Origin of the sequence: Nocardioides immobilis (assembly GCF_003515065.1) — a bacterium.
Lineage (GTDB): Bacteria > Actinomycetota > Actinomycetes > Propionibacteriales > Nocardioidaceae > Nocardioides > Nocardioides immobilis.
Window position 1 is genome coordinate 237900 of record NZ_QXGH01000010.1, and the last position, 21756, is coordinate 259655.

17 protein-coding genes and 1 pseudogene are annotated in these 21756 nt (G+C 68.4%); 10 read left to right on the forward strand and 8 right to left on the reverse strand.

From position 1 onward, the window contains the following. Positions 1-55 precede the first annotated feature (55 nt). Positions 56-496: an ester cyclase gene (locus D0Z08_RS04890; protein ID WP_118923223.1), complete on the reverse strand. Its 441-nt coding sequence runs from the start codon at positions 494-496 to the stop codon at positions 56-58. A gap of 683 nt (positions 497-1179) precedes the next feature. On the opposite strand from D0Z08_RS04890, the gene D0Z08_RS04900 reads away from it, so the two are divergent. After that, a complete protein-coding gene (locus D0Z08_RS04900; RefSeq protein WP_118923227.1) occupies positions 1180-2076 on the forward strand; it encodes an HIRAN domain-containing protein in 897 nt (298 codons plus the stop codon). Positions 2077-2340: 264 nt separating this feature from the next. On the opposite strand, the gene D0Z08_RS04905 is transcribed toward D0Z08_RS04900, so the two are convergent. Then, positions 2341-2994 (reverse strand): response regulator, encoded by a 654-nt coding sequence (locus tag D0Z08_RS04905; protein ID WP_118923229.1) that lies wholly within the window; start codon positions 2992-2994, stop codon positions 2341-2343. A 10-nt stretch (positions 2995-3004) separates the two neighbouring features. Continuing rightward, positions 3005-4138 (reverse strand): sensor histidine kinase, encoded by a 1134-nt coding sequence (locus D0Z08_RS04910; RefSeq protein ID WP_118923231.1) that lies wholly within the window; start codon positions 4136-4138, stop codon positions 3005-3007. 107 nt (positions 4139-4245) lie between these two features. Between D0Z08_RS04910 and D0Z08_RS04915 the strand changes: the two genes are divergently transcribed. Next, positions 4246-4719: a hypothetical protein gene (locus tag D0Z08_RS04915; RefSeq protein ID WP_118923232.1), complete on the forward strand. Its 474-nt coding sequence runs from the start codon at positions 4246-4248 to the stop codon at positions 4717-4719. An 829-nt stretch (positions 4720-5548) separates the two neighbouring features. Here the strand turns inward: D0Z08_RS04915 and mobF are convergent. Beyond that, the gene (gene mobF, locus D0Z08_RS04920; protein WP_118923512.1) at positions 5549-11389 is read right to left on the reverse strand and encodes a MobF family relaxase; all 5841 of its coding nucleotides are present in this window, start codon (positions 11387-11389) and stop codon (positions 5549-5551) included. 331 nt (positions 11390-11720) lie between these two features. On the opposite strand from mobF, the gene D0Z08_RS04925 reads away from it, so the two are divergent. From D0Z08_RS04925 to D0Z08_RS33355, 7 genes are all read left to right on the forward strand, one after another. Next, positions 11721-12098, forward strand: a complete 378-nt coding sequence (locus D0Z08_RS04925) for an IS110 family transposase (protein WP_220454042.1) — start codon at positions 11721-11723, stop codon at positions 12096-12098. Continuing rightward, positions 12095-12460, forward strand: coding sequence for a hypothetical protein (locus D0Z08_RS04930; RefSeq protein ID WP_118923234.1), 366 nt, complete (start codon positions 12095-12097; stop codon positions 12458-12460). Before D0Z08_RS04925 ends, D0Z08_RS04930 begins: the two co-directional genes overlap by 4 nt. Before the next feature lie 107 nt (positions 12461-12567). Continuing rightward, on the forward strand, positions 12568-12699 hold the full coding sequence (locus tag D0Z08_RS33350) for a hypothetical protein (RefSeq protein WP_281271704.1): 132 nt from the start codon (positions 12568-12570) through the stop codon (positions 12697-12699). Between the two features lie 100 nt (positions 12700-12799). Next, positions 12800-13243 (forward strand): hypothetical protein, encoded by a 444-nt coding sequence (locus tag D0Z08_RS04935; RefSeq protein WP_245993651.1) that lies wholly within the window; start codon positions 12800-12802, stop codon positions 13241-13243. A gap of 64 nt (positions 13244-13307) precedes the next feature. Further along, complete coding sequence (locus tag D0Z08_RS04940; RefSeq protein WP_147381323.1) at positions 13308-14408, forward strand: DUF4192 domain-containing protein; 1101 nt, start codon at positions 13308-13310, stop codon at positions 14406-14408. Between the two features lie 31 nt (positions 14409-14439). Next, positions 14440-14622 (forward strand): hypothetical protein, encoded by a 183-nt coding sequence (locus tag D0Z08_RS04945; protein ID WP_118923238.1) that lies wholly within the window; start codon positions 14440-14442, stop codon positions 14620-14622. A 57-nt stretch (positions 14623-14679) separates the two neighbouring features. Continuing rightward, on the forward strand, positions 14680-14802 hold the full coding sequence (locus D0Z08_RS33355) for a hypothetical protein (protein WP_281271705.1): 123 nt from the start codon (positions 14680-14682) through the stop codon (positions 14800-14802). A 1454-nt stretch (positions 14803-16256) separates the two neighbouring features. Here the strand turns inward: D0Z08_RS33355 and D0Z08_RS04955 are convergent. Continuing rightward, the gene (locus D0Z08_RS04955; protein ID WP_118923242.1) at positions 16257-17330 is read right to left on the reverse strand and encodes an alkene reductase; all 1074 of its coding nucleotides are present in this window, start codon (positions 17328-17330) and stop codon (positions 16257-16259) included. A 110-nt stretch (positions 17331-17440) separates the two neighbouring features. Continuing rightward, positions 17441-18385, reverse strand: coding sequence for a mycofactocin-coupled SDR family oxidoreductase (locus D0Z08_RS04960; protein WP_281271706.1), 945 nt, complete (start codon positions 18383-18385; stop codon positions 17441-17443). Positions 18386-18791: 406 nt separating this feature from the next. Here D0Z08_RS04960 and D0Z08_RS33655 point away from each other — a divergent pair, with 406 nt between their 5' ends. Further along, the gene (locus D0Z08_RS33655) at positions 18792-19262 is read left to right on the forward strand and encodes a group II intron maturase-specific domain-containing protein (RefSeq protein WP_220454043.1); all 471 of its coding nucleotides are present in this window, start codon (positions 18792-18794) and stop codon (positions 19260-19262) included. A 162-nt stretch (positions 19263-19424) separates the two neighbouring features. On the opposite strand, the gene D0Z08_RS04970 is transcribed toward D0Z08_RS33655, so the two are convergent. Further along, positions 19425-21182, reverse strand: a complete 1758-nt coding sequence (locus D0Z08_RS04970) for an ATP-binding protein (RefSeq protein WP_484203134.1) — start codon at positions 21180-21182, stop codon at positions 19425-19427. A 141-nt stretch (positions 21183-21323) separates the two neighbouring features. Further along, positions 21324-21698, reverse strand: a pseudogene (locus D0Z08_RS33820) (AAA family ATPase); the annotation flags it as partial. Positions 21699-21756 lie beyond the last annotated feature (58 nt).

The following is a 21756-nucleotide window of genomic DNA, read 5'->3' on the forward strand; positions in this document are numbered from 1 at the left end:
GGACCGTGCGGGGTGGGCAGGTGCCGCGGTCGTGTGGGGGTGTGGTGTATCAGTTCTACTGAGCTGTTGCTGCCTGTCCGGCAGTCATTCCGAGCTGTGCCATGAGCGCGCCGCTGTCGAAGTAGGTGCGCTGTGTGTTTACCTTGCCGTCGGCGAACTCGAGGACGTCGCACAGGTGCAGAGTCACCGACCGGCCCGTGGCCGAGATGGAGCCTGCGGGTGAGCTCAGCGTTCCGGTGTGGGTCCCCTGTCCGGTGAATTCGACGACCACGCGGTCGCCCTGTGAGATGACGTTGTCAACGGTGATCCTCCCGTCCGGGAAGGCCTCCGCCCACGACATGTTGTACTGACGGGCTCCTTCCGGGCCCTGGAGGGTCTGCCCGCTGCCCACGACGGTGATGGTGCCGTCGGAGGCCATGCGCTCCGACATGTAGTCGAAGTCGCGGTTGTTCCAAGCCTCGTAGAGACTTCTTGCGAGTTCGGTGTTGTCTGCCATGTAAGCCTCCGCTCTGGCACCTGCCACCCGCTGAACGTCGAATCTAGTCCCGGAGCGAGTGGGCGACAATAGAGTCCTTCGGGCTGTTCTCGGTTGTGGCGATCCGGCCTCGGCAGGCCGGCTGAAGGGAGGTGTCGTCCGGTGTTCCGGTCCCGATACATGCCTTGTGAGAACTGCGGTGAGTCCCTCGACAGGACCGCTGCGACGACGCACGAGTGCGACCCCGAGCGACTGGCCGACTATCAGATTTTCGGTATGCGTCACGACATCGCCGGCTTCGAGCAAAAGCTGCGCGACTACCTCGACCGCGCACACGGCCGGTTCGAGGTTTGGCTTGCGGCGCAACGCGTGCGCCGCAAGAAGTGACTGGCCCAACTGTCTTCGGCAGTAGACGGCGGTTCGCGGTATGGAACGGCCGCTTCGCGGTGGTGTGACGCACCCGCGAAGCAGGAAGAGCGTGCAGTCAGCAAGTCGGACTACAGACGTCGGACTCGTCCAGCTGCCATGCGTCGGACGGTGCGCGCCGTAAGACAATGTCGCCCACTGCCGCGGGGCTGGCCAATGACGGCGGGCGTCCGAAGCGTCGTAGAGTTCGCGGTACGTACCTGGATAGGCGGAACCAGAAGCAACCCTCTTGATCCAACCCCAGGATTCTGTCGCGCCAACGCGATAGTGAATTGCCTATGGGATTCCTCGACACGTTTCGACACAGGCCCGTCCAGAACGTGGCCTATCGGGTTGTGGAAGGCACCAAGGCTCTTGAGGTAGTCGGGGAGGGCCACTACCAGGCCGACCTGTGGCGCCTCGCGGGCGGGAATCGCCAGGGGCGCATCCGGCTGCCCGTGGTCGCAGTTCTCAGGCCCGATCCGCAGAACCAGTACGACCCCAACGCGGTTGCCGTACACATCGACGGCGCGCTTGTGGGCCACGTTCCCCGACCCATCGCACAAGTCCTGTCCGCGCCCCTTCTGAGCATGTATCAGCAGGTCCAGCGCGGGGAGTACATCGCGGTACGGGGCGAAGTCGTCGGGGGCACTGACGGCAACGACGGACGCAAGGGGAGGCTCGGGGTCTTTCTCACCTGGGATCCCGCCGCATTCGGGATCACGAAGCTTCCAAGCGGAGCGAATCCTGGGTCAGCGAACTGGGCTGCCAAGAGGCCAGGAGGCAGCGGGCGCCCCGGGGCTGCTTCGCTCGCAAAGACCGGCCAGAGATGCCAGGCAGCCGCAGACGAGAAGGTGACACTCGCCCAGGCGGAAACCTTAGAGCGCGCCATCAACGCGCTCGACTCCGATCTCAACGCACTAAGGGAAGACCTCAAGACAATCGGAGAGGAGGCTGCCGGAAAAGTGCTCCGCGAGAGGCTTTGGAGCTTCGGCTTCGAAGTGCACAGCGGCCCAGTGACGGCTGCCTACCTAGACGAACTCTCAGACGAAGTCAGCACCTTCCTAGGAGCGCTGGAGGACATTGTCGGCGACTGGTCCGCGGCGGACCGGGAAGACCGCTTGGCGCTCAAGGACGGGGTGATGGTCTCGGCGGACCTTCTCCTCGACAGGATCAAGATGCGCCCGCCGGAATGACCCGGGCGCGGCGAAGCCGGAGTATTCCAACTTGAGCCGGTCGGCCGGTGGGCGCTCCGATTCGCGGCTAAGACGCAGCCCCGGAATCGTCACCCCAATCCGCCGATCGTCGAAGCGGCCCGCCCGCAGATCGAGCCTTCGGTCTTTCGCTCAGGGTGCCGTCGTCGCGACGTCCGCGTCGGACCACGAGCGAGTTTGGGGCAACAGCTGGGCGACTCATCTTCGGTCTGAGCAAGGCCGGAGGCCACAGAGGGCGGCCGGCGCTCACTGCAAACCGGGCCGCACGAAGCCCGACTCGTAACAGGCCACCACCGCCTGGATCCGGTCGCGCACACCGAGCTTGGCCAGGATGCTCGCGACGTGCGTCTTCACGGTGCCAGCGCTGACGTGGAGCCGTGCTGCGATCTCGGCGTTGGTGAGGCCGACTGCCACGAGTCGGAGTACGTCGAGCTCCCGATCCGACAGCGTCAGGAAGGGCTCCGGAACCGCCGTCCCCGGCGGGGGCTGGCGCACGAACTCTTGCAGCAGACGCGTGAGCATGATCGGCTCGAGGAGCGCGTCGCCACGGGCCACCACCCGCACGGCGTGCACCAGGTCCTCCGGGGGGGAGGTCTTGAGAAGGAACCCGCAGGCGCCGGCCTGGACGGCACGGTAGAGGTTGTCGTCCAGGTCGTAGGTCGTCAGCACGAGGACTCGCGCATGGTCTGCTACCAGCCTGGTGGCTTCGATGCCGCCCAGATGCGGCATGCGCAGGTCCATGAGGACGACGTCTACGTCGCCCTGGCGGACCAGGCGCACTGCTTCGACGCCGTCGGCGGCCTCACCGACGACCTCGAGATCGTCCTGGCTGTCGAGGATCAACCGGAGCCCGTGGCGCACGATCGCCTCGTCGTCTGCGATCACCACCCTAATCGTCATCTCGTGCCCTTCATGTCAGCGGGAGCGACGCCGCCAGGCGGAACCCGCCCGACGGCGTGGCTCCTGCCTCGAAGGTCCCGCCGTGCACCAGCACCCGCTCCCGGAGGCCGGTCAGACCATGGCCGTCGCCGGGTCCGGAGGACGTCGGGCCGGTGCCCGCATCCACGACCCCGACGTCCAGCCGGTCGGGCTGCCAGCGGACGTGCACCTTAACCGGTGCGCCGGGTCTGTGGCGCATCGCGTTGGTCAGGCCCTCCTGGACCAACCGGTAGGCGACCAGTTGGGTGCTCCGGGCAGCGTGGATCGGTGTGCCCTCCTCCACCACGTCGACGTCGACACCGGCCCGCCTGACTTGGGCTACCAGCCCCTCGATCGAGGCCAGCGTCGGCTGCGGTTCGCGGATGTCCAGGTCGGCGTCGGCGCGCACGAGGCCGACGAGTCGGCGTACATCTGCGGCGGCTTCCTGGCTCGCGGTGAGGATGTGGTTGAGCGACTCGGCCACCTCCGGCGGGGTGCCAGGCCGGCTCCGCGCCGCGCCGGCCGAGACAGCGATGCCGGCCAGCGCGTGGCCGACGATGTCGTGCAGCTCGACCGCGATCCGCCGCCGCTCGGCCTCGACGATCTCGCGGCTGCGCGCCTCCCAGGAGCGGTCGCGCAGCTCGAGCGACTCGGAGAACTCCGACTCGCGTTGCACCTGCCGACGCCGGGTCGCGCCCACGGCGTACGCACCGGTGCTGGTCAGCGCGATGACGAGGAGGTCGGACACCAGGTCGGCGCCGTCGCTGGTCGCGGTCTCTGCGCCGACGAGGGCGGCCAACGACGCCCACACGAGCACACGAGCGGCGCTCCGTTGCCACGCGTCGTAGCGCCCCAGGGAGAAGAGCAGCAGGAGCAGGGCCAGGACACCAGCGTCGCCGGTCGGAGCTTCGGGTGGCGCAAGTTCGACCGCGGTGCCCGCGAGGAAGAGCAGCCCGGCAGCCGCGACCCGGGTACGCCGGAACGCGAGCGCCGACGCCTGGAGGCCCTCCGCAGCGGCCACGCGCAGCGCGTGGGACTCGGCGCTGACGGTGTCCACCGCGACGACTGCGAGCACAACGGTGGTGATGATGACGTCGAGCACGAGGGCCCGTCGGTCAGCCTGCACAGCGTCAGGCTACTCAGCGCGCGGCGCTCTCGGACTCTGCCGCGTGGCCGGACATCCTGGCCGGTCGGCAGAGGCACGGCGACACCGCGGGCGCGTTCGCTGGAGCCATGACAACCACCAAACCCGTCGCGCCGCTCTCGCGCCGAATCCTCGTCGCACTGGCCATCCCGGTGTGGATCCCGACGTCCCTGCTCCTGTTCTGGAACTTTCCCGGCAACGACAGCCACGGTGAGGGACCAGGCCACGTCATCGCTCACATCACCTGGGCCGCGGTGATCGCGGCCGTCGCGCTGTGGTTCTGGCGACAGCGCGACGAGTTCACGCACCGGAGGGCGTCCACGCTCCTCCTGGTCGGCCTGTTCCTCGAGGCCGGCGCGCAGCTTCTCGAGTCGGGCGGCGCCGCGATCGTCTGGGCCACCGGCCTCACCGAGGACGGCGACTTCGCGGTCCACGACTTCGTCGCCGCGATCATCGGCAGCGCCACGCTGCTCGTGGTCGCTGCCGGGGCCTTGGCGCTGTCGGTCGCGATTGCCCGCGACCGGTTGTGGCGTCAGCGCAAGGCCACCCCGGCGACTTCTTGAGGTCGAGCCGCTGCCGGATGCCGCGTCCGGCGACGAGGTTCGGCACGAGGTTGCCGAACTTCACCCGGCCGGCCGAGTACGGGTACCACGTGAACCGGTTCTTCATCGTGGGATCCGCGGCGAGGTCTGCGCAGTGGCGCGGTCGCGACAGTCAGGATCTCTACCTCCTCCGGTCCTGGGCCGCCCGGCTTGGGCTTGGCGCCGGCCGACCCGGTCAGCGAGATCACGAGAGCGATCACCGCAACGGAGATGGCCGTGAGAGCCATGGCGTTCCCTCGTGGGAGCCCTTGGATCTTGTTGCTCATGACGCACCTGCACTCCCAAGGACCCTGTGAGTTCACTACGGGGATGAGAACTTGGTCCCTCTACGAGGAAGCCATCCACGCCGCAGATCGTCACGGACTCGTGCCTACGGGCAAGGCACAGGACTCGGAGGCAGCACCCAGCGGCAGCCACCCGAGTTCGCGCCGATGTACGTCGCCTGCGGCTCGAGGTTCTGGCCCGTATCGAGGAGTCGGGAGGGGCAGGTCTCCAGACTGACGCTCGCGCACAGCCGCGGGACGCGACCGGGTCGTGCGTCGGGTGGCAGCGTCATAGTGGGCGGAATGCAGCGCCCATAGCGGTATGCCGCAGGGCGCTGACACCGGTCCATCACCTGACGGCGCGGGCTTCGATGTCGCAGCCCGAAACAACTCCGGCACATTGGCACGTCCGTGCGCTTCCGAGCGGTTGGCCGCACGCCGCGACGGCGTCGTGGGCGGCCATGTGTCTTACGACGGCGTCGGTGGCCGCGAACATCCCGTCCGGAGGGTCGACGTGCGGGCGAAGGTCAGCGGCGCCGGCCGCGGTGGCGCGGCGCGTTGAGGTCGCGGCCCTGTTGCCGGTCTCGTGCGGCACCGGACGGGGATGGGGAGCCGGTGTCGTGGCTCTCGTTGGTGTCGAAGGTGACGTCGAGGAGGGAGACGATCCGGTAGCGCAGGTCGCGGGCGGGGCTGTCGTCCAAGGGCGCTTGGGCGACCATGGTGCGGGTCGCTACGGCCACGTCGTGGCCTTGCTCGTGGGCTTGCTGGATGAGTGCGGCGGTGGCTGGCCAGTCGGCCTGCTCGACCAGGCGCGGGTCGAGTTCGTTGGCGAGCTGGGTCCACCGCTCGGCCGGGGGCTTGTTGGCGGCCGCCTGGAGCCGGGCGCGGACCTCGTGAGTGTTGGTGAGCTCGCCCTGCGCTGCGCGGCGAGGGTCGGCGTCCCAGATCGTGACCGCGTCGCGCAGGTCGCGTCGTGCCTGCATCTGGGAGAGTTGCAGGCGGGCATGGACCAGCCGGGTGCCGGCGTCCCAGGCCTTGCCGGGCCGCGCCGCGAGGATCTTCATCGCGGCCACGCACGCCTTGTCCGGGACGAGGTTGTCCAGACGCTCGGTGAGCAGGTGATCGCCAAGGGGCTCGCTGGTTGTGAGCGCAGCGACGAGTGCGGCCGGGCCGCGCTGCCGGAGCAGGTCGGCGGGGTCGAGGCCGTCGGGGAACCGTGCGTAACCGGGGTCGAGTCCGTGCGGGGTGAGCATCCAGAAGTCGCGCTCGGCCGCGACTTCGCCGGCCAGGTCGGCGTCGGTGGCCACGATCGGGTCGCGCTCCATGGCCGCGAGCTGGGCGGCCTGCTCGCCGGTTAGGGACGTGCCGAGTGGGGCGACGCCGACGAATCGTCCGGCGCTGGCGAGGGTGACTGCGATCGCGTCGATCGGGCCCTCAACGCAGACCGGGATCGCGGCGTCGTCGATGAGTTCGTCGACAACGCCGAACAGTTGGGCGCCCTTATGGAACAACGGGGTGTCGCCGGTGTTGAGGTACTTCGGGCCGCCCTTGTCTTTGTCGGTGAGGTCGGGATGCCGGCGTCCGACGAACCCGAGAATCTCGCCGCGGTGGACGATCGGGAACATCACCCGGTCGCGGAACCGGTCGATCAGATTGCCCCTGGAGGACGTTCTGGCCACCCCTGACGCGAGCATCTCCTCGTCGCTGACGCCGTGGCGGCGAAGGTGACGCACGAGGTTGTCCCACCCAGCCGGGGCCTGCCCTGGCCGGAAGTGGTCGTGCCCGGTTAGGTCGACGCCGAGCCGCTCGACCAGGTGAGCGCAGCCCCACGACCCGGCGAACTTGCTCTCGAAAAGCTCCTGGGTGAGCCCGTTGACCTCGAGCATCCGTTCCCGCGTGACGGGGGAGAGCTCCCACGCCTCGGCGCGCTCGAACATGCGCCGGATGTCGGCGTCGGTCGGCTCCAAGTGTGTGCCGGTGTCGCGGATCAGCTTCGCGAACAGCAGGTCGCGGTCGACCTCGCGCTCCTCGTCGACCTCGCCCGAGGCCGGTACCTCCAGGGGCGTGACTTCGGGTGCCTCACCGTCGGTGGGGACGCTCCAGGGGTCGTCGGGTTCGGACCATGTGGACCCGTCCAGGTCACCGGTGAGGTCTACGAAGTGGGCGTCGTCCGGGGGAGCGACGCCCTCCCACATGTCCTCTGGCGGCTCGTCGTAGTGGCGATCGGTGGTGTGTTCGTCGGGGAGCGGGTCGAGGGCGATCGAGGTTCGCCACACCAAGGCTTGGCATTCGTCGACGTCGTCGGTGGGCAGGGCCCGTCCGGCGGCCAGGAGTTGCTCTAGCTGCCAGCCGCGCTGCAGACCGTGGTCGACGTTGGCGACCAGAGCGGGCCACCAGGCACTGGCCTGGATGCGTGCGGCCCGCTCGACACCGAACAGTTCCGCGAGTCGTGGCGTCCAGTCGGTGGTGACGACCTCGCCGTGGGAGCCGTCCCCAATCTGGGCGGCGACCGCGGGCGTGACGTGGCGGGCCATCCTCCACCACAGCGCCGCGGCGGCGTGCTCGTCGGGCAGCGGACCTGCCTCGACGGCGTTGCGCAGCACCTGGTGTGCGGTCAGCCCGACGCGCGACATCGCGGCTAGCCGCTCGGCCAGCAGTGGGGTGAACTCGTCTTCGCGGACCTGCGGCGCGGAGGTGTGGAGCAGCTGCCGCCATTCCTTCAGCGCGGGCGTGTGGTCACCGGTGACGCCGCGGTTGAGGCGCCGCTGGTAGGTGGCTGAGGCCTTCTGCAGTTGTGGTGCGCCGGTGGGACGACGGTCCTCAGAGGGCACCTGCATGGCTGCGCGCCAGACCTCGACGTCGGCCATGGTGCCGTCGTCAGGCCGGATCCCGTTCTGCGTCCAGGTCGGCAGCGTGCCCGCTTCGGCGGCGGTGGTTGCTCGGTCGCGCACCTCGCCGGCGAGCTGGTCAACCAGCTGGGCGCGTTGCGCGAGATAGTGGCCCCACGTTGGGTCCTCGACCAGCTGAGAGGGGATCCCGGGCATCCACGGCAGGGGACCGGCGCCGGCGTTGCGCAGCCCGGAGGCGTCCAGACGCCAGTCGAGCACTGCGGCGCGGTCCTCGGCGGTGGCGAGCTCACGGTCGGTGGCGGCGGCGCGCAGCGTCTGCACCGGGTTCTCGCCACCTGCTCCCAGCAGCAGCAGATGCGCGCGCAGGGTAGGCCACGCGGCCTCCTCCGAAAGGCCGGGGAGCAGGGCTTCCACGGTGGTGTCGAGTGCGTCGGCAACGTCGGCGCCGACGGTGTGCTCGGCTGCCTTGTAGAGGCTGTCGAGGTACCGCTGGGCAGCCTCACCCAGCCGGGTGGCGGGGTCGGCCTGCTCGCGTAGGAGACTGGTCGCGGACCGCTGCGCGTCGTCGCGGGCCAGCATCGACTCGAGGATGTCGGTCGGCGTGAGCGGCCGGACCAGCGTCGGGTGAATCACCGAGTGCGGGTCGCCGTCGCCCACGACCTCGAGGTAGACGTGGTTGGCGGACGCGCCGCGGGTCAGCATCGTGTAGAGTTGCTGGCGCGACTCCTGGCCGGTTGCCAGGCCGTGCATGGTGTCGGCAGTGACGCCTTGGGCGGTGTGCACCGTGCACGCGTAGCCGAGTTCGGTGGCGTCACTGACGTACTCGCTAGGCAACCGAATCTTGCGGCCGTGCTGGGTGTGCTGGACGGTCAGGTCGCCCTTTGGGTGGACCGCGACCACGGTCCATCGATCGCCGTTCTTGACCCAGTCGGTTGGCGACACCTTAAGTTTGCGGTTGTTGACGCGGGTGATGATCAGATCGTCGGTCGACGCCTCGTTGCCGTCTGCGAGACGCCGGGCCGGGCCGATGGTGGTGGGGGCGGCGCCGTCGAGGCGGTGGGCGCGGGCGCGCTGGTTGAGCTCACTGACCAGGTCGCGAGTGGGGGCGAGCATGATCGAGTCGAGTCCGGTTGCGCGGTCGGCTTGCCAGGCATCGAAGACGTCGTCGGTCATTGTGGCGAGGTCGCCTACGTGGACGCGGTCGCGGTCGAGGTAGAAGCCGAGGGCCTCGTTCTTGCCTTCGCGCAACGCCAGCGACGCGGCTCCTTCCGCGGGGTCGCGGAAGCGGATCAGCTCGGTCAGTTGCAGCGCGCCGTGGGTGGCGCGGATGTCGCGGAGCACGCCGCCGGCGCCGATCGCGGAGAGCTGCTGGTCATCACCGATTAGCCGTACGCTGCCGCCCTTCTCGAGGATGTGTTGCACCGCGACGTCCAGGGAGAGGGTGTCGGCCATGCCGGCCTCGTCGATCACGACGAGGGTCGAGGGGCCGATGGTCTTGAGCCACGCGGGCGGGCTGTCCTTCCCGAGCGGGTGGGCCAGCGTGTACACGAGCTTGGCCAGGGTGTCGGTCTGGTTGTCGATCTGGGAGCGAAGGGCGTCGGCGGCCGCGGCTGAGGGCGCGAGGCCGATGACGGTGCCACCACCTTCGGTCCAGGCGCCGGCCAGAGCACGCATCGCGGTGGTCTTGCCCGCCCCGGCCGGTGCGATCGCGAGCTGCAGCCTGGCACCGGAGGTGACCATCTCGCGCACCAGCGTGGCCTGCCCGGCGTTGAGGGTGACCCCGTTCGCGGTCGACTCCAGCAGCGCCAGGTCGACACAGGACTCCTCTACGGCGCAGCCATCGCGGCGGCCGGCGGCTGCGACCAGCCGTGCTTCGGCGTCGATAACCTTGGTTGACGTGAACAGGTCGGTGCCGGCCACTGTGTAGACCGAGGTGCCGTCGGCGCGGCGCAGCGCGGCCGGTTCGCTGATGCCGTCGGAGGGCCGGGCGAGGCTGATCGAGTGGCCCTCGAGGACCTCGCTGACGAGCAGGTCGACGACCTGGTTGACCTGGTTGGTGGGCAGGTTCACCCCGCGGACCTGACGCTGCGCTTCGGCGTAGACGTGCCAGTACTGCCAGGTGGCGCGGCTGCCCTCCATCGTCGAAACGATCCGGTCGGTGGTCTCTGCGAACCACTTGGAGTCCGGCAGCGAGCGGGCCGACGCCTCCGGGTTTAGGGCCCCGTGGATCATCTGCTTGAGCCGCTGCGGCGAGCCGAGAACCTCGATCGCCTCGCGGTTCCAGGCCTCGCGCTGCTTGTCCAGCGACCGTGGTTCGTGTTTGGCCTCGCGGGTCTCCAGCGTCGCCTGCTGCGCCAGTTGGAGCGTCTCGACCGGCGTCGGGGGACGTCCGTGGGTGCGCTGGAAGTCGGCGGCGAGGACCTTGCGACGGTCCTCCACGCTCAGCCGGCGCTTGGAGAAACGAGTGTTGAGGCCGGGATCGACACCGACGATCTCCCGCACCGGCCGCTTCCGGGTGTCGTTGTTCGGGCGCGCCTCGAACCGCACGCCGAGCGCGTCGACCAGGTGCCGCTCGAGCGCGGTGTTGTAGGTCTCCGAGGCGGCAACGATCGCCTTGAACAGGACCCGTCCGTCGATGGCCAGCCACTTCCCGTCGAGCGTCTGGACCTTGTTCGCGACCGCGACGTGCGTATGCAGATCAGGGTCGCCGGCACGCGAGTCCCGGTGGGTGAAACCGGTGGCCACCAGCCCGCGGACGTTGACCTGCCGCACCCCGTTGGCGCCCTGGCGGGTGAACAGGGCCGTGTCTTCGATGAACGCCAGCGCGTTCCCGACCGCCGCCTGGTGCGCCCGCTCGATGACGGCGGCGGTCTGCTGGTCGGCCACCGACCACAGCGTCGAGACGCTCTTCACGGGGGAGAACGTCAGGTCGTAGCCCGCAACCGCGTTGGTGCGCGGGCGTGAGTGTTTGGCGATGGTCGTGGCGAGCTCGCGGGCATCGGCCGCCTCGCGTCCGTGCTCGGCGCAGAAGAACTCCTGTGCGACCTCGGTGCGGATCTTGGCCCGGTCGGCAGCTGGCACCGGCCAGTCACCGGGCACCCCCGCGGCCTCGTTGAACTCTGCGAGTCGCCTGGCGACCTCGACCCGGAACGGCGAGACGTCGCCGGGGTAGACCTTGTACGGCATTCCCAGCCGGGTTGCGGCTTTGTAGTCCGTCTCGGTCGGCGAAGACTGATCCGGTCGGCCGATCCGCAGATCCAGCTCCTTGACGCGCTGGTTGGCCAAGGGGTGGTGCCCGGCGCCGAACAGCGACTGCATGTGGTCGGCCGTCACGATGTCGCCGACGTCCAGGCCGTCGATCCCCTCCATGCCCGCACCGACCCATACCCCGGGGGTCTCGCCCTTCTCGGTGTAGTAGCTCGAGAGCCCCACGTGACCCTTGTCCGTGGCATCCATCGCCGCGACCTGACGGGTCAGGTAGTCATACCCCGACCCCGCCGTCAGCTTGTGGATGCTCAACGTCACAACCAACAAGGGCTGACCGGGGCCCGGCTGCGATCACTTTCGAGCCAAATTCAGAGGTATTCAACGTAGTCAACGCACCAGGGATGCAAGAGGTGTATCCGACTTCAGCCTTCGGCTGAACGTGGCGGTGGATGAGAATCGTGGGCGTCGCTCGGCGACGTCGGCACACACTGGTGCGGGTGAGCCCGTAGAGGTGTATGACGCGGGGTTCTCGGGAGTCGGTGGATTGTTGCTGCGAGCACGTGGGTCTGTGTCCTGGCAGAGAGCCCTCCGGGTGACGCGTGGCCGCGATGGCCGCGGCCGCCGGACGGGAGGAGGGCACGTGATGGAAGTGCTGTTCGAACGGGTCGCTGGTCTGGATGTCGGGAAGGCGTCGGTGTCTGTGTGCGTGCGCACGCCGGGTGCGCGACGGGGTCGGCACAGCGAGACGCGCACGTTCAAGACCACGACCGGGTCGCTGCAGGTGATGCGCGACTGGCTGCTGGACCAAGGGGTGACGATCGCCGCGATCGAGTCGACCTCGACGTACTGGAAGGCGCCGTTCTACTGCCTCGAGGACGTGATGGAGGTCTGGTTGCTCAACGCCGCGCACATGAAGGCCGTCCCGGGTCGGAAGACCGATGTGCGGGATGCGGAGGGCGGCCGGAAATGTCGTATGTGGGTGACAGAGTCCCGACTGGATGCTGGAAGGAACCCACGATGAGCGAGAAGAGCCAGCGAGCGCTGCTCGCGGAGGCGCGGAAGGCCGCCCGTGATGCGCAGACCAAGCAGCGCGAGGCGGCTCGCGCGCGAGAGCGGCGGGTCTTGGACCTTGCGACGACGGTGATCGCCGCGATCGATGAGCGTGACCTGGTGGTCGAGCGGACCGAGCGGCGCGCGGGTGAGGCACTGCGGGAGTTGGTCGACGTCGAGGGGCTGAGCGTGCGCGAGACGTTGGAGTCGTGTGGCGGCAGGCTCGATGAGCGCGAGGCGACCCGGTTGCGTCGGATCGTGCAGCTCGAAGAGAAGCAGGCCGTGGCGGCGTCGGCGGAGCCGACCCGAGACACGGTCACTGCGTCGGTCTGAGGCGGGGGAGTGTAGGTGCCGGTACGTCGGATGGATGAGGCTGGTGTCGCCGTGCTCGCCCGGTGCTGGCCGATCCGGCTCGCCTGACGCTGTACCGATCGAAGGGCGTGACCGTGCCCGGAAACGACTGCCTGTGGTGGACCGGCGCGGTGGCAGGCCGGTCGCGCCGGGAGGCGCAGAGCGGTGGCGGGCACGCGCGGTTCTGGTTCGCGCCCGGTCGGGTGATCATCGCCCACTGAGGTTCGCGTACGCCGTGGCTGGAATGGCACGGTGGCGGGGAGAGGGGAAGCAGGACCTGCACCGGGAATGCGGCGGTGTTGGTGTTAGCCGGGTGGTCGCATGAATGAGAGCTCGGCCGGCCTCGAGATGATCAGGACCGGGATCTACTGGCAGCGCGAGGTCTACGACCTGGCGCGCTCGGCGTACGTCGCCGATCTCGATGCCACCCCTGCGGGCCCGGCGTTCTTCGTCGACTGGCTGCGCTGCGCCCTCGACGAGCACGCCGCCCGCACACCGGAGGCGCGAGCTGATCGCGCGGCGAACCTGCCTGAGGTCACCGCCGGTTGCGGCTTCAACCAGATGTACCCGCTGCCCGCCGGCCTGCTCGAGCAGGTCAAGGAGGCGATCACGGAGGACCGCAAGCAACTCGGCCGAGCCTCCTCGCGCTCGGCGTTCGCCCGCGAGGCCGTCCTGGTCGCCGTCGAAGCGGCCCGCCGGCGCCGCGGCGGGACCCTGCCGCCGCCCAACCAGCTGCCCAATCGGCGGCCGCGCCGCTACCCCTGACTTGGTTCGAACTGGCTTGTGGAGAACGCGCTCGAGGAACGTTTCGAGCTCTAGCGTCGAAGACGTGAGCACGAGGCAGCGTGGAGATGCCTTCTTGTCGGCAGCGGGCGTGTGCCCGCTGATCTGGACAGGAGGCGATGTGATGGAGCTGAGGGTCAATACCCCCGACGAGCTGATAGCTGCTGTTCCCCACCTGATGGGATTCCGCGTCGAGACCTCGATGGTCGTGGTCCCCGTTGGCGAGGGGCTGCCGTTCGCGCGGGTCGATCTACCGGTGAACGCGGCCGAGCGCACCGAGATGGTCGACAGCCTGATGAGCGCCTACGGCCGCGCCGGCCGAGGCGAGGTCATGCTGATCGGGTTCGCCGACGACCCGAGCAAGGTCGACCCGGCCAGCCGCCAGCTGCGCGAGTCGCTGGCCGAGGCCGGCGTTCAGGTCCGCGGCCGACTGTGGGCCGGCGAGCAACGCTGGACCGACCTCGACACTGGCCACGGCGGGCCTCGTACGGCCGAAGCTGCGAGTCGGGTCGACACCGAGATGGTCCTGGGCGGCCGCCGGATGCCGGCGTTCTCGAGGGAGGCTGTGGCGCGGTCGTTCACCGGTGACCCTGAGCCGGTGACGCGCTACCTGCCCGGAGTCGCAGGCGACATGGAGAACAGCACACCCGCGCGCGAGCGGCAGTGGGCCATCGGGCGCGCGGAGGCCTTCTTCGAGGACGGCCGCGCTCTGACCGATCCGCAGGCCGCGCGGATGCTCGCCTGCTTGCAGTCGGTCACCGTGCGCGACCAGATGGCCGTCCGGATCAGGTGCGAGAGCGCCCCGACCTGGGGACCGCTGTGGGACGACCTCACCCGCCGTTCTCCCGACGAGCTTGTCGCTCCGGCCGCGACCCTCTCGGCGCTGGCCAGCTGGTGCCAGGGCGACGGTGCGCGCGCCTGGTCCGCGCTGGACCGCATTCCGGCCGACCAGCGGCAGTCCTACCCGCTGGCCACCATCGTCGCGGCGGCGCTGCAAGGCGGTGTGCACCCGCGCGAGTGGGACCGAGCTCGGTCTGCCCTCGACGCCCTGCCGGTCGAGGGCGTGGAGGGCCCCGGCGCCCGTGGGTCACGTACCGAACCGCCGACCATGGGGGAGGGCCGGCCGTCGGCGGGCCCTGTCCGCTGAATCCCGACGTACGTGAGAGGAGGAAAACGCGATGAACGAGACACCCGGCCCGACCGCTCGCGCTGACCTCGCCTGGGGCCGCGTCACCCGCAGGAGCGAGTCCGGCAGCTTCATCGAGGACCAGCTCGCCAGGCTCGTCGACGACACGCCCGACGCCGGCCGATTCCGGCCCGACGTCGTCTACCCCGACCTGGCGGTCGGGGAGGCGGGATGACCATGATCGACAGCGTGAATGCCGGTTGTCGGGCCGCCTTGGACGGCGGTTGCGCCCATGCTCGACGACTACTTGCTGCAAGACCATGTGGTCGCCGTGCTCCAGTGGGGGATGACGGGGCTGGGGGAGGAGTTGGACGACTGGCTCGACCTGGTCTACTTCTGTGGACCATCGGCATGATCGCGGTCTACCTCCACACCCACGCCATCCTCGGCCCCGGCCTCGCGCACTCCTGGAACGACGCCTGCTCGGCCGTCGCCAGATACTGGTCCGAGCCGACCGGCATCCTCTTAGCGGCCGCACCCCCAGCGGCCACTGGATCGGTGTATTGGATCAAGGCCGCACGCGCGATGAGCAGCCGGCGGTTGGCTGTGTCAACCCGAAGTGGCCCCAGGGTGACGGGCCCCGTCACACCGGGGCCAAGTCAGGCTGTCACGGCCACCCGCTACTCGTAGCGGTGCAACACCTCGCCCTGCCTGTTGCAGCGCGGGAGCTACTTCTGAAGGTCAGGGGCGGCTTTTGCCGCGGCTGCGCACCACCTCCTCCGGGGCGACGACCTCGAAGATCAGTCCGCCGCGCTGCGCCGTCTCGTCGATCGGCTCGCCGGTGAAGGCCGCTGCTTGGCAGCCGCGCTCTCCGATCTGCTGGGGTAGCCGGAAGTGACCGCCACCACCAGGGATCAGGCTTCACAGGACCTCAGGGGCCGAAGGTCTCAGTTGAGGAGGCGGTGCGACGTCGGCGCTCAGCAACAACTTCAGCCCCGCAGGCCAGACACAGCGCGTTGACGGCGGCCACGGTTTGGCGTGTGAAGGTCGGAGAGGAGTGTTTGCCGGAGTCTGGGACGAGCATCAATAGGTCGGCGTGGGTCAGCCGGGGATGAATCTCACCGAGATCGCAGTCTTTGAGATCGCTCGCTCCCTGCCGCCGGTTAGCACGATGGTGCGCATGCCGGGGTGAAGATGCAGCTTCTGGGTCGCGTCGGCGGTCTGCCAGACCATGCTGCTCGTCCGCGCACGTCTCACGCGCCGATCACACGACCCCTACTCGCGGATCCGGGCAGAACCGCGAGTCCGGGTGACTGTCAAGTCAGCCGGCGCTGAAGGGGCTTCGCTCTCTCAAGCCGTCGCGCCCGCCAGCGGACTCTGAGCCGGCGTCAGGGGCATGGCGTAGGCAGTTGGCGCGCAAGGGGAGACGCGCTGGTTGGTGAGACCGGAGACAGGCTCGGAGCTGCACCGTCATCTCGGTGTCGGCAACGCTCGAAAATGAGGCCGATCCACCCCCGTCGCTATGGCCTCGTTTTCAAGCGTCGTCGACACTCGGTGCTCTCGCCTGACGTTCGACACGTCGCGTGGTGCCAGCCGAGATCAGCCCGTCCAGATTGGAGGATCCGGGTTGGTTAGGCGTTGGTTAGGCGCGGTCTTGACGGTGCGTCAAGAAGTTCCGGAGATGCAGGATGCCTCTGCCGCCGACCACGAGGAATCGCCGTACTACCTTCGCCGAAAGCTGGACCGAACATGACAAGGACGCGACTCAGGACGGTGCGATGACCGTGAGGGTCCGGCAGCTCACGTGCGGCCGCCGCAGAAGACCGGATAGACAATTGGCGACGACGTCGGACCCCTCCGCGGCGAAAGTCAGTGCTGGTGCGTGGGATAGGTGACGAAGTCGGCGTCGCCCCCTGCGTACCAGGTTTCCCTGTCGGGAGCAGGGCGCAAAGGCAGTCCGAGGCGGAATCTTTCCACAAGGTCGGGGTTGGCAAGGTAGGCGCGGCCGTAGCTGATAAGGTCCGCTCCCTGCCAGAGCCAGTAGTCGCCGGCTTCGCGACCGGTTTGTTCGGCCTGCTTCGCAGCCAACATCTGTCCGCCGGGATTCACCATGAACGCGCCGGGCCACATCTTGCGCATCGCCAACAACACATCTTCCTCGGCCGTCTCCATCACGTGAACGTAGCCGAGACCGAGGGGCGCGAGCGCAGCGATCAAAGCCCCGTACAGGTCGGGTACGTCGTCTTCGGCCATACCCCAGGTGGGGCCGCCCGGGGAGAGGCGGATGCCGACCAAGTCGGCGCCGATCGCGGCCGCGCAGGCCTCGGCCACCTCGACGGCGAACCGGATACGGCCGGCGATCGAGCCACCGTAGGCATCGGTGCGCTGGTTGGCGGTGGAGGAGAGGAACTGCTGGATCAGGTAGCCGTTGGCCCCATGGAGCTCGACGCCGTCGAACCCAGCATCGACTGCACGGCGTGCGGCGTCGGCGAACACGGCCACCTCGCCACGTACCTCTTCGGTGGTGAGGGCACGCGGTACCACTGCAGGCTTGAGCCCCTGAGGGGTGAACACCTCGGCGTCCAGGGCGATCGCGGACGGACCGACCGGGTGGTGACCGGCCGTCTCTGGATGCACGACACGGCCGCCGTGCATGATCTGCGCGAAGATCCTTCCACCGTTGGCGTGCACGGCTGCGGTCACCGGGCGCCATGCCGCAACTTGTGCGTCACTGTGAATCCCAGGCGCATTGGGATTCGACTGGCTCGCCGCGCTGGGATACATGCCTTCGCTGACGATCAGACCCGCCGTGGCGCGCTGGGCGTAATAGGTCGCCATCGACGCGACCGGCAGCCCATCCTCGGTTGCCCGAGCCCGGGTCATCGGAGCCATCACGATGCGGTTCGGCAGAGTGAGACTGCCGAGTTCATAGGTGTCCAACATCCTGGGGTGGTCCTCCTCCATAGACAGGCGGCAGCTGCGCCCCAAGTGGGTGTGAGGGGTCGGTCGAAGTGCTCGCCGTGGCCCCGCTAGGGCTTCTTCCGTGTCCTGGCTCATTTGATCATCAGCCCTGCGTCGATCGGGAGCGTGACGCCGGTGATGAACCGGGCGTCCTCCGAGGCGAGAAACACCAGGGCTCGGCTGATGTCTACTGACTCGACCCACGGGACGGGCAGGGCGTGCATAGCCGCGGAGGCCTCGGTGAATTCCTCCACCGTGGGGCTGTCGAGGTCCGGTCGGAAGACCTTGTAGGTCTCGTCGTTCATGATCATCGGAGTGTTCACCTGAGTCGGATGCACGCTGTTGACCCGGATGGAGTGAGGGGCCAGCTCCGCCGCGAGGACCCGCATCAGTCCGACGAGACCATGCTTGGTGGACGCGTAGGCGGCGACCCGTTGGTAGCCGCGCAAGCCCGCCATCGAGCTTGTGATGATCACGGAGCCGCCGCGCCCGCCCTCGACGACGTGCGGAACGGCAGCCTTGCACGTCTTCCATACGCCGGTGAGGTTGATGGACAGAATCTGCTCCCAGGCTTGCTCCGTGATCTCGTGGGCGAGCGCGAGGTTGGCTGCGATGCCCGCGTTCGCAACGACCACGTCGAGTCGGCCGAGCTCAGCAACCGCGGAGCCGAGCGCCTCCGTGAGTTCCGAACCGTCTCGGACATCGACCTCCGCCGTCACGACGCGCCGGCCGAGCCTTTCGACCTCCGCGGCGGTCTGCGCAAGATCCTCGGCACTTCCCATCGGGTAGGCCAAACCGAGCTCGGGAAGGTCGTGCGCGACGTCCAGCGCGATGATGTCCGCGCCCTCGCGGGCGAGTTCAATGGCGTGGCTTCGTCCCTGTCCGCGAGCGGCTCCGGTGACGAAGGCGACTTTGCCGTCGAGGCGTCCCATCTGTTCAGTCCGATCGTGTGGGTATGGTGGCGTGATGCCCGGCCCTGGTGCAACGACGCTAATCGGAGATGGGCCATGAGCGATGTCGCGATCCGCGACACGCATGGGACGGCTACCCCTCAGCGGATCTCGGCCCTTTCTCGTCGGTGGCTGCCGGGGGAGTACTGGACCGCACAGCTCAAGGAGCCCAACGGCGTGAACCGCGGGGCGCGGGCGCTCGGGTACCTGGACTCGACCGCCGAGAGCCAGCCCCAGCCTCGATGTTTCGTGCGACCAGCAGACAGGAGGTCATCGTGGATAGGTGATCTATTGTTGACAAGCTCGTTGTCGCCTGCGGTGTGAGTCCGGTTCGGGTAGCTGCCAGGAGGCCCGGCAGCAGGCTGGCGGCGTCGGAGGGAAACGTCGGCGTCGACAGAAGCCCAGCGTCAAGAGCACTTCAGGGGCAACAACTGAGCGGTCCGTAGCATCAAGCGAAGCCTGCGGCGTCGTTATAGGTCCATCCCGGTTTGGCGTGGCGCGGCGGGGAAGGCTTCGACTTCCTCCGGTTCCATCACCGGCTGGAGCGCAGCCGCGGACGTGTCGGGCCAAAGGCGTCATCTTCCTGGCCCGCTGGCCCTCGAAGAAGGCGGTCCAGCATGCCCGCGACCGGGTCCGCGAGATCACGGCCAGGCGCAGGCAACTGCGTCGGACCGACTGGATCGTGGAGGACCTGAACCGGTTCCTACGCGGCTGGTCCGCGTACTTCCGCAACGCCAACTCCGCAACCCAGTTCTGCAAGATCAACCGGTACACACAGTTGGCAACCGAACCGAACAAGACGGCTGGGCGCGGACCGCAGCTGTGGACGTCGACCAGGCAGTTACCGCCGAGCGCGACCGCGGTGGCGACGTGGAGCACCACCTTCCCCGGATCATGGACCGCCCGGTCAGACCGCCACGGCGACAACGCCCGCGACAGGCCCCGGTCCAGACCGCGACCCTGATCGCCTCTTTGATCAGCAGCGCGCCCGAGGAGGAGATCAACGATTTACGCGGTGGATCTTGACCTTCGATAAGCCAAGAAGTCGGCTTCAGATAGGCACTTCAGTGCGTTACGCGCCGTGCTCACCCCGGCGACGTGATATCGCGAGTCTAGATCGGTCGCGTCACTCGTGGGTGCTGAACCAGCGGACGATCTGGGCTCGGGAGCGGAAGCCGAGTTTCGCAAAGATGTGCTCGACGTGAGCCTCGGCGGTCCGAGGGGAGATCACCAACTTGGCGGCGATCTCCTTGTTCGTAAGCCCTTCCGCGACTAAGGCAGCGATCTGCCGCTCGCGCCGAGTCAGGCCGGCGGGACCGGCGGCATCCCCGGGCTTCGGGTTCGAGCCGGTCGTCGATCCGAGCGCAAGCGCCACTGCCTGCTCGAAGTCCAGCGCCCCGCCGCGAGCCACCGCTTGCTCGAATCCAAGGTCGCCGAGCTGTTGACGTAGCCGAACCTCTATCGCGCCACCGACTCCGTGCACTGCCCTCTGGGTGAGGCGCATCTGGCTGTACTTCCAGATCGCGTTTGCCGCGCCGAGCAACGCCGCGGCGCGAACAGGCTCACTGTCGGCCGCACACCAAGCCAGGCCCTCGATGCACACGGCGACAACAGCGGGATGTTCGAAGAGCCGGTAGAGGCGAATCGCGTCCTGCATGAGCGCGGTGGCCGACGCAGTGTCCCCCTTACGCCAACGAACGGCACCGAGCAAGTACAGGGCTACCGCCTTCAACAGGTGCGAACCGTGGCTTTCGGTGTACTCAGCGAAACGCGTCGCCAGTTCCTCCGCCTGCCTGTGCTCGATGAGGAACGCGTAGAGCGCGGACACCGACATCGCGTCTGCGACGACACCAGGAGACTCGTAGCCGAGCCCCAGCTCCACCGACTTCTCCGCCTCCTCGAATGCCTTTCCAAGGTCTCCGTCCGCGAAGGCTCCGAATGCCGAGGCGAACCGCGCGACGGCGCCGAACGCGTCCCATCCGCGCGTTGCGGTCAGGTCCAAGTGCTCGCGAAGAAGCTGGTGCGCCTCTTCGCTGTCCTCCAGGAGGAAGCCGAGGATCGCGGCCGCGACGAGGGCAGCAGCACGCCGCTGCGTGGGCTTGTTGGTCGTCGTCAGGGCTCGGCGCAGCCACCGATATCCCTCGAGGATGGACCCGGATTGTTGCCAGAACGAACGGAGCGCGGTCGCCATCTCCGCCGCGACTTCCGGATTGTGAAGGTCCGTCAGGCTGAACTCCAATGCCTCCCGGATGTTTGCCTGCTCCTGGCGTGTCGTCGCGAACCACTCGACATCCCTCCTGCTGCAGTAGTCGGTGACGCCACGCCGCGCGAGCTCGAGGAAGTAGTCACGGTGACGGCGCCGTACCTGGTGTGCATTAGACGACTCGGTGAGCCTGTCCGCGGCGTACTGGCGCACCGGCTCGAGCATGCGGTAACGAGCCGGGGCTCCGTGCGTCCCGCTGATTCGGATGATGATCGACTTGTCGACGAGACCCATCAGCGCGCCGATCACGGTGGAATCGGGATCGGTCGTCGAACAGACCGACTCAGCGGACGCGGCGGTGAAGCCGCCGGCGAAGACCGAGAGCTGCTGCCAGGTCTGCTGCTCCTGGGGTGTGCACAGCCGATAGCTCCATTCGACCGCAGCGTGCATCGTCCGGTGGCGCAATGGGCGCGTCCATTCGCCGGCTGTCAGCACCTCGTCGTCCTGCAGGCGTTCCAGGATCTCGCTCGGCTCGAACGTTCGCGCGTTGGCTGCGGCGAGTTCCACGGCCAGCGGGACGCCTTCGAGTGCGCGGCAGATCTCGGCCACGACAGCCTGGTTGTCCTTCGTGATCCGGAATGTCGGACTGGCTGCCGCGGCTCGCTGCTCGAACAGCTCCATCGCCTCGCTCGGTCCCTCGTCGGCAGACTCGTGGGTCAGCGCAGCGACCGAAAAGACCTGCTCGCCCTCCACGCCGAGGACGTGCCTGCTGGTGGCGACGATCTTCAGCGTGGGTGCCGACTGAAGGAGGTTGCCGATGAGCATGGCGCAGGACTCGGTCAGGTGCTCGCAGTTGTCCAGGAGGAGGAGAAGGCGTCGCTCCTGGAGGTGGTCGGCGAGTGTGCCGATCGGGTCGCTCGACTCGTCACGGATGCCCAGCGCGCCGCCGATGGTCTGGGCCAACAGGCTCCCCTGGCGCAGGTCCGCGAGCTCGACGAGCCAGACGCCGTCGGGGAAGGTACCTCGAACCTCGCTCGCGAGCCGCCGTGCGAAGCGGGTCTTTCCGACGCCGCCCATGCCGGTCAGTGTCAGTAGGCGCACGGATGCCAACAGGTTCTTCGCGCGCCTCAGGTCCTCGCGTCTGCCGACGAAGCTGGTCAACTCAGCGGGTAGAGTGCCGGTCGCGAGCGCACTCATGCACCAAAGATGTCACCTTGTGCGCCGAGGCGCCACGTCGCCGGGGGACTGGTTCTCA

Coding starts and splice junctions, on each gene's coding strand:
- D0Z08_RS04930 (WP_118923234.1), top strand. CDS start 12,095: ATGAGCGAGAAGAGCCAGCGAGCGCTGCTCGCGGAGGCGCGGAAGGCC.
- D0Z08_RS04945 (WP_118923238.1), top strand. CDS start 14,440: ATGAACGAGACACCCGGCCCGACCGCTCGCGCTGACCTCGCCTGGGGC.
- D0Z08_RS04935 (WP_245993651.1), top strand. CDS start 12,800: ATGAATGAGAGCTCGGCCGGCCTCGAGATGATCAGGACCGGGATCTAC.
- D0Z08_RS04925 (WP_220454042.1), top strand. CDS start 11,721: ATGGAAGTGCTGTTCGAACGGGTCGCTGGTCTGGATGTCGGGAAGGCG.
- D0Z08_RS33355 (WP_281271705.1), top strand. CDS start 14,680: ATGCTCGACGACTACTTGCTGCAAGACCATGTGGTCGCCGTGCTCCAG.
- D0Z08_RS04970 (WP_484203134.1), bottom strand. CDS start 21,182: ATGGAGCTGTTCGAGCAGCGAGCCGCGGCAGCCAGTCCGACATTCCGG.
- D0Z08_RS04900 (WP_118923227.1), top strand. CDS start 1,180: ATGGGATTCCTCGACACGTTTCGACACAGGCCCGTCCAGAACGTGGCC.
- D0Z08_RS04960 (WP_281271706.1), bottom strand. CDS start 18,385: ATGCGTGTCGCGGATCGCGACATCGCTCATGGCCCATCTCCGATTAGC.
- D0Z08_RS04905 (WP_118923229.1), bottom strand. CDS start 2,994: ATGACGATTAGGGTGGTGATCGCAGACGACGAGGCGATCGTGCGCCAC.
- D0Z08_RS04890 (WP_118923223.1), bottom strand. CDS start 496: ATGGCAGACAACACCGAACTCGCAAGAAGTCTCTACGAGGCTTGGAAC.
- D0Z08_RS04955 (WP_118923242.1), bottom strand. CDS start 17,330: ATGTTGGACACCTATGAACTCGGCAGTCTCACTCTGCCGAACCGCATC.
- D0Z08_RS04915 (WP_118923232.1), top strand. CDS start 4,246: ATGACAACCACCAAACCCGTCGCGCCGCTCTCGCGCCGAATCCTCGTC.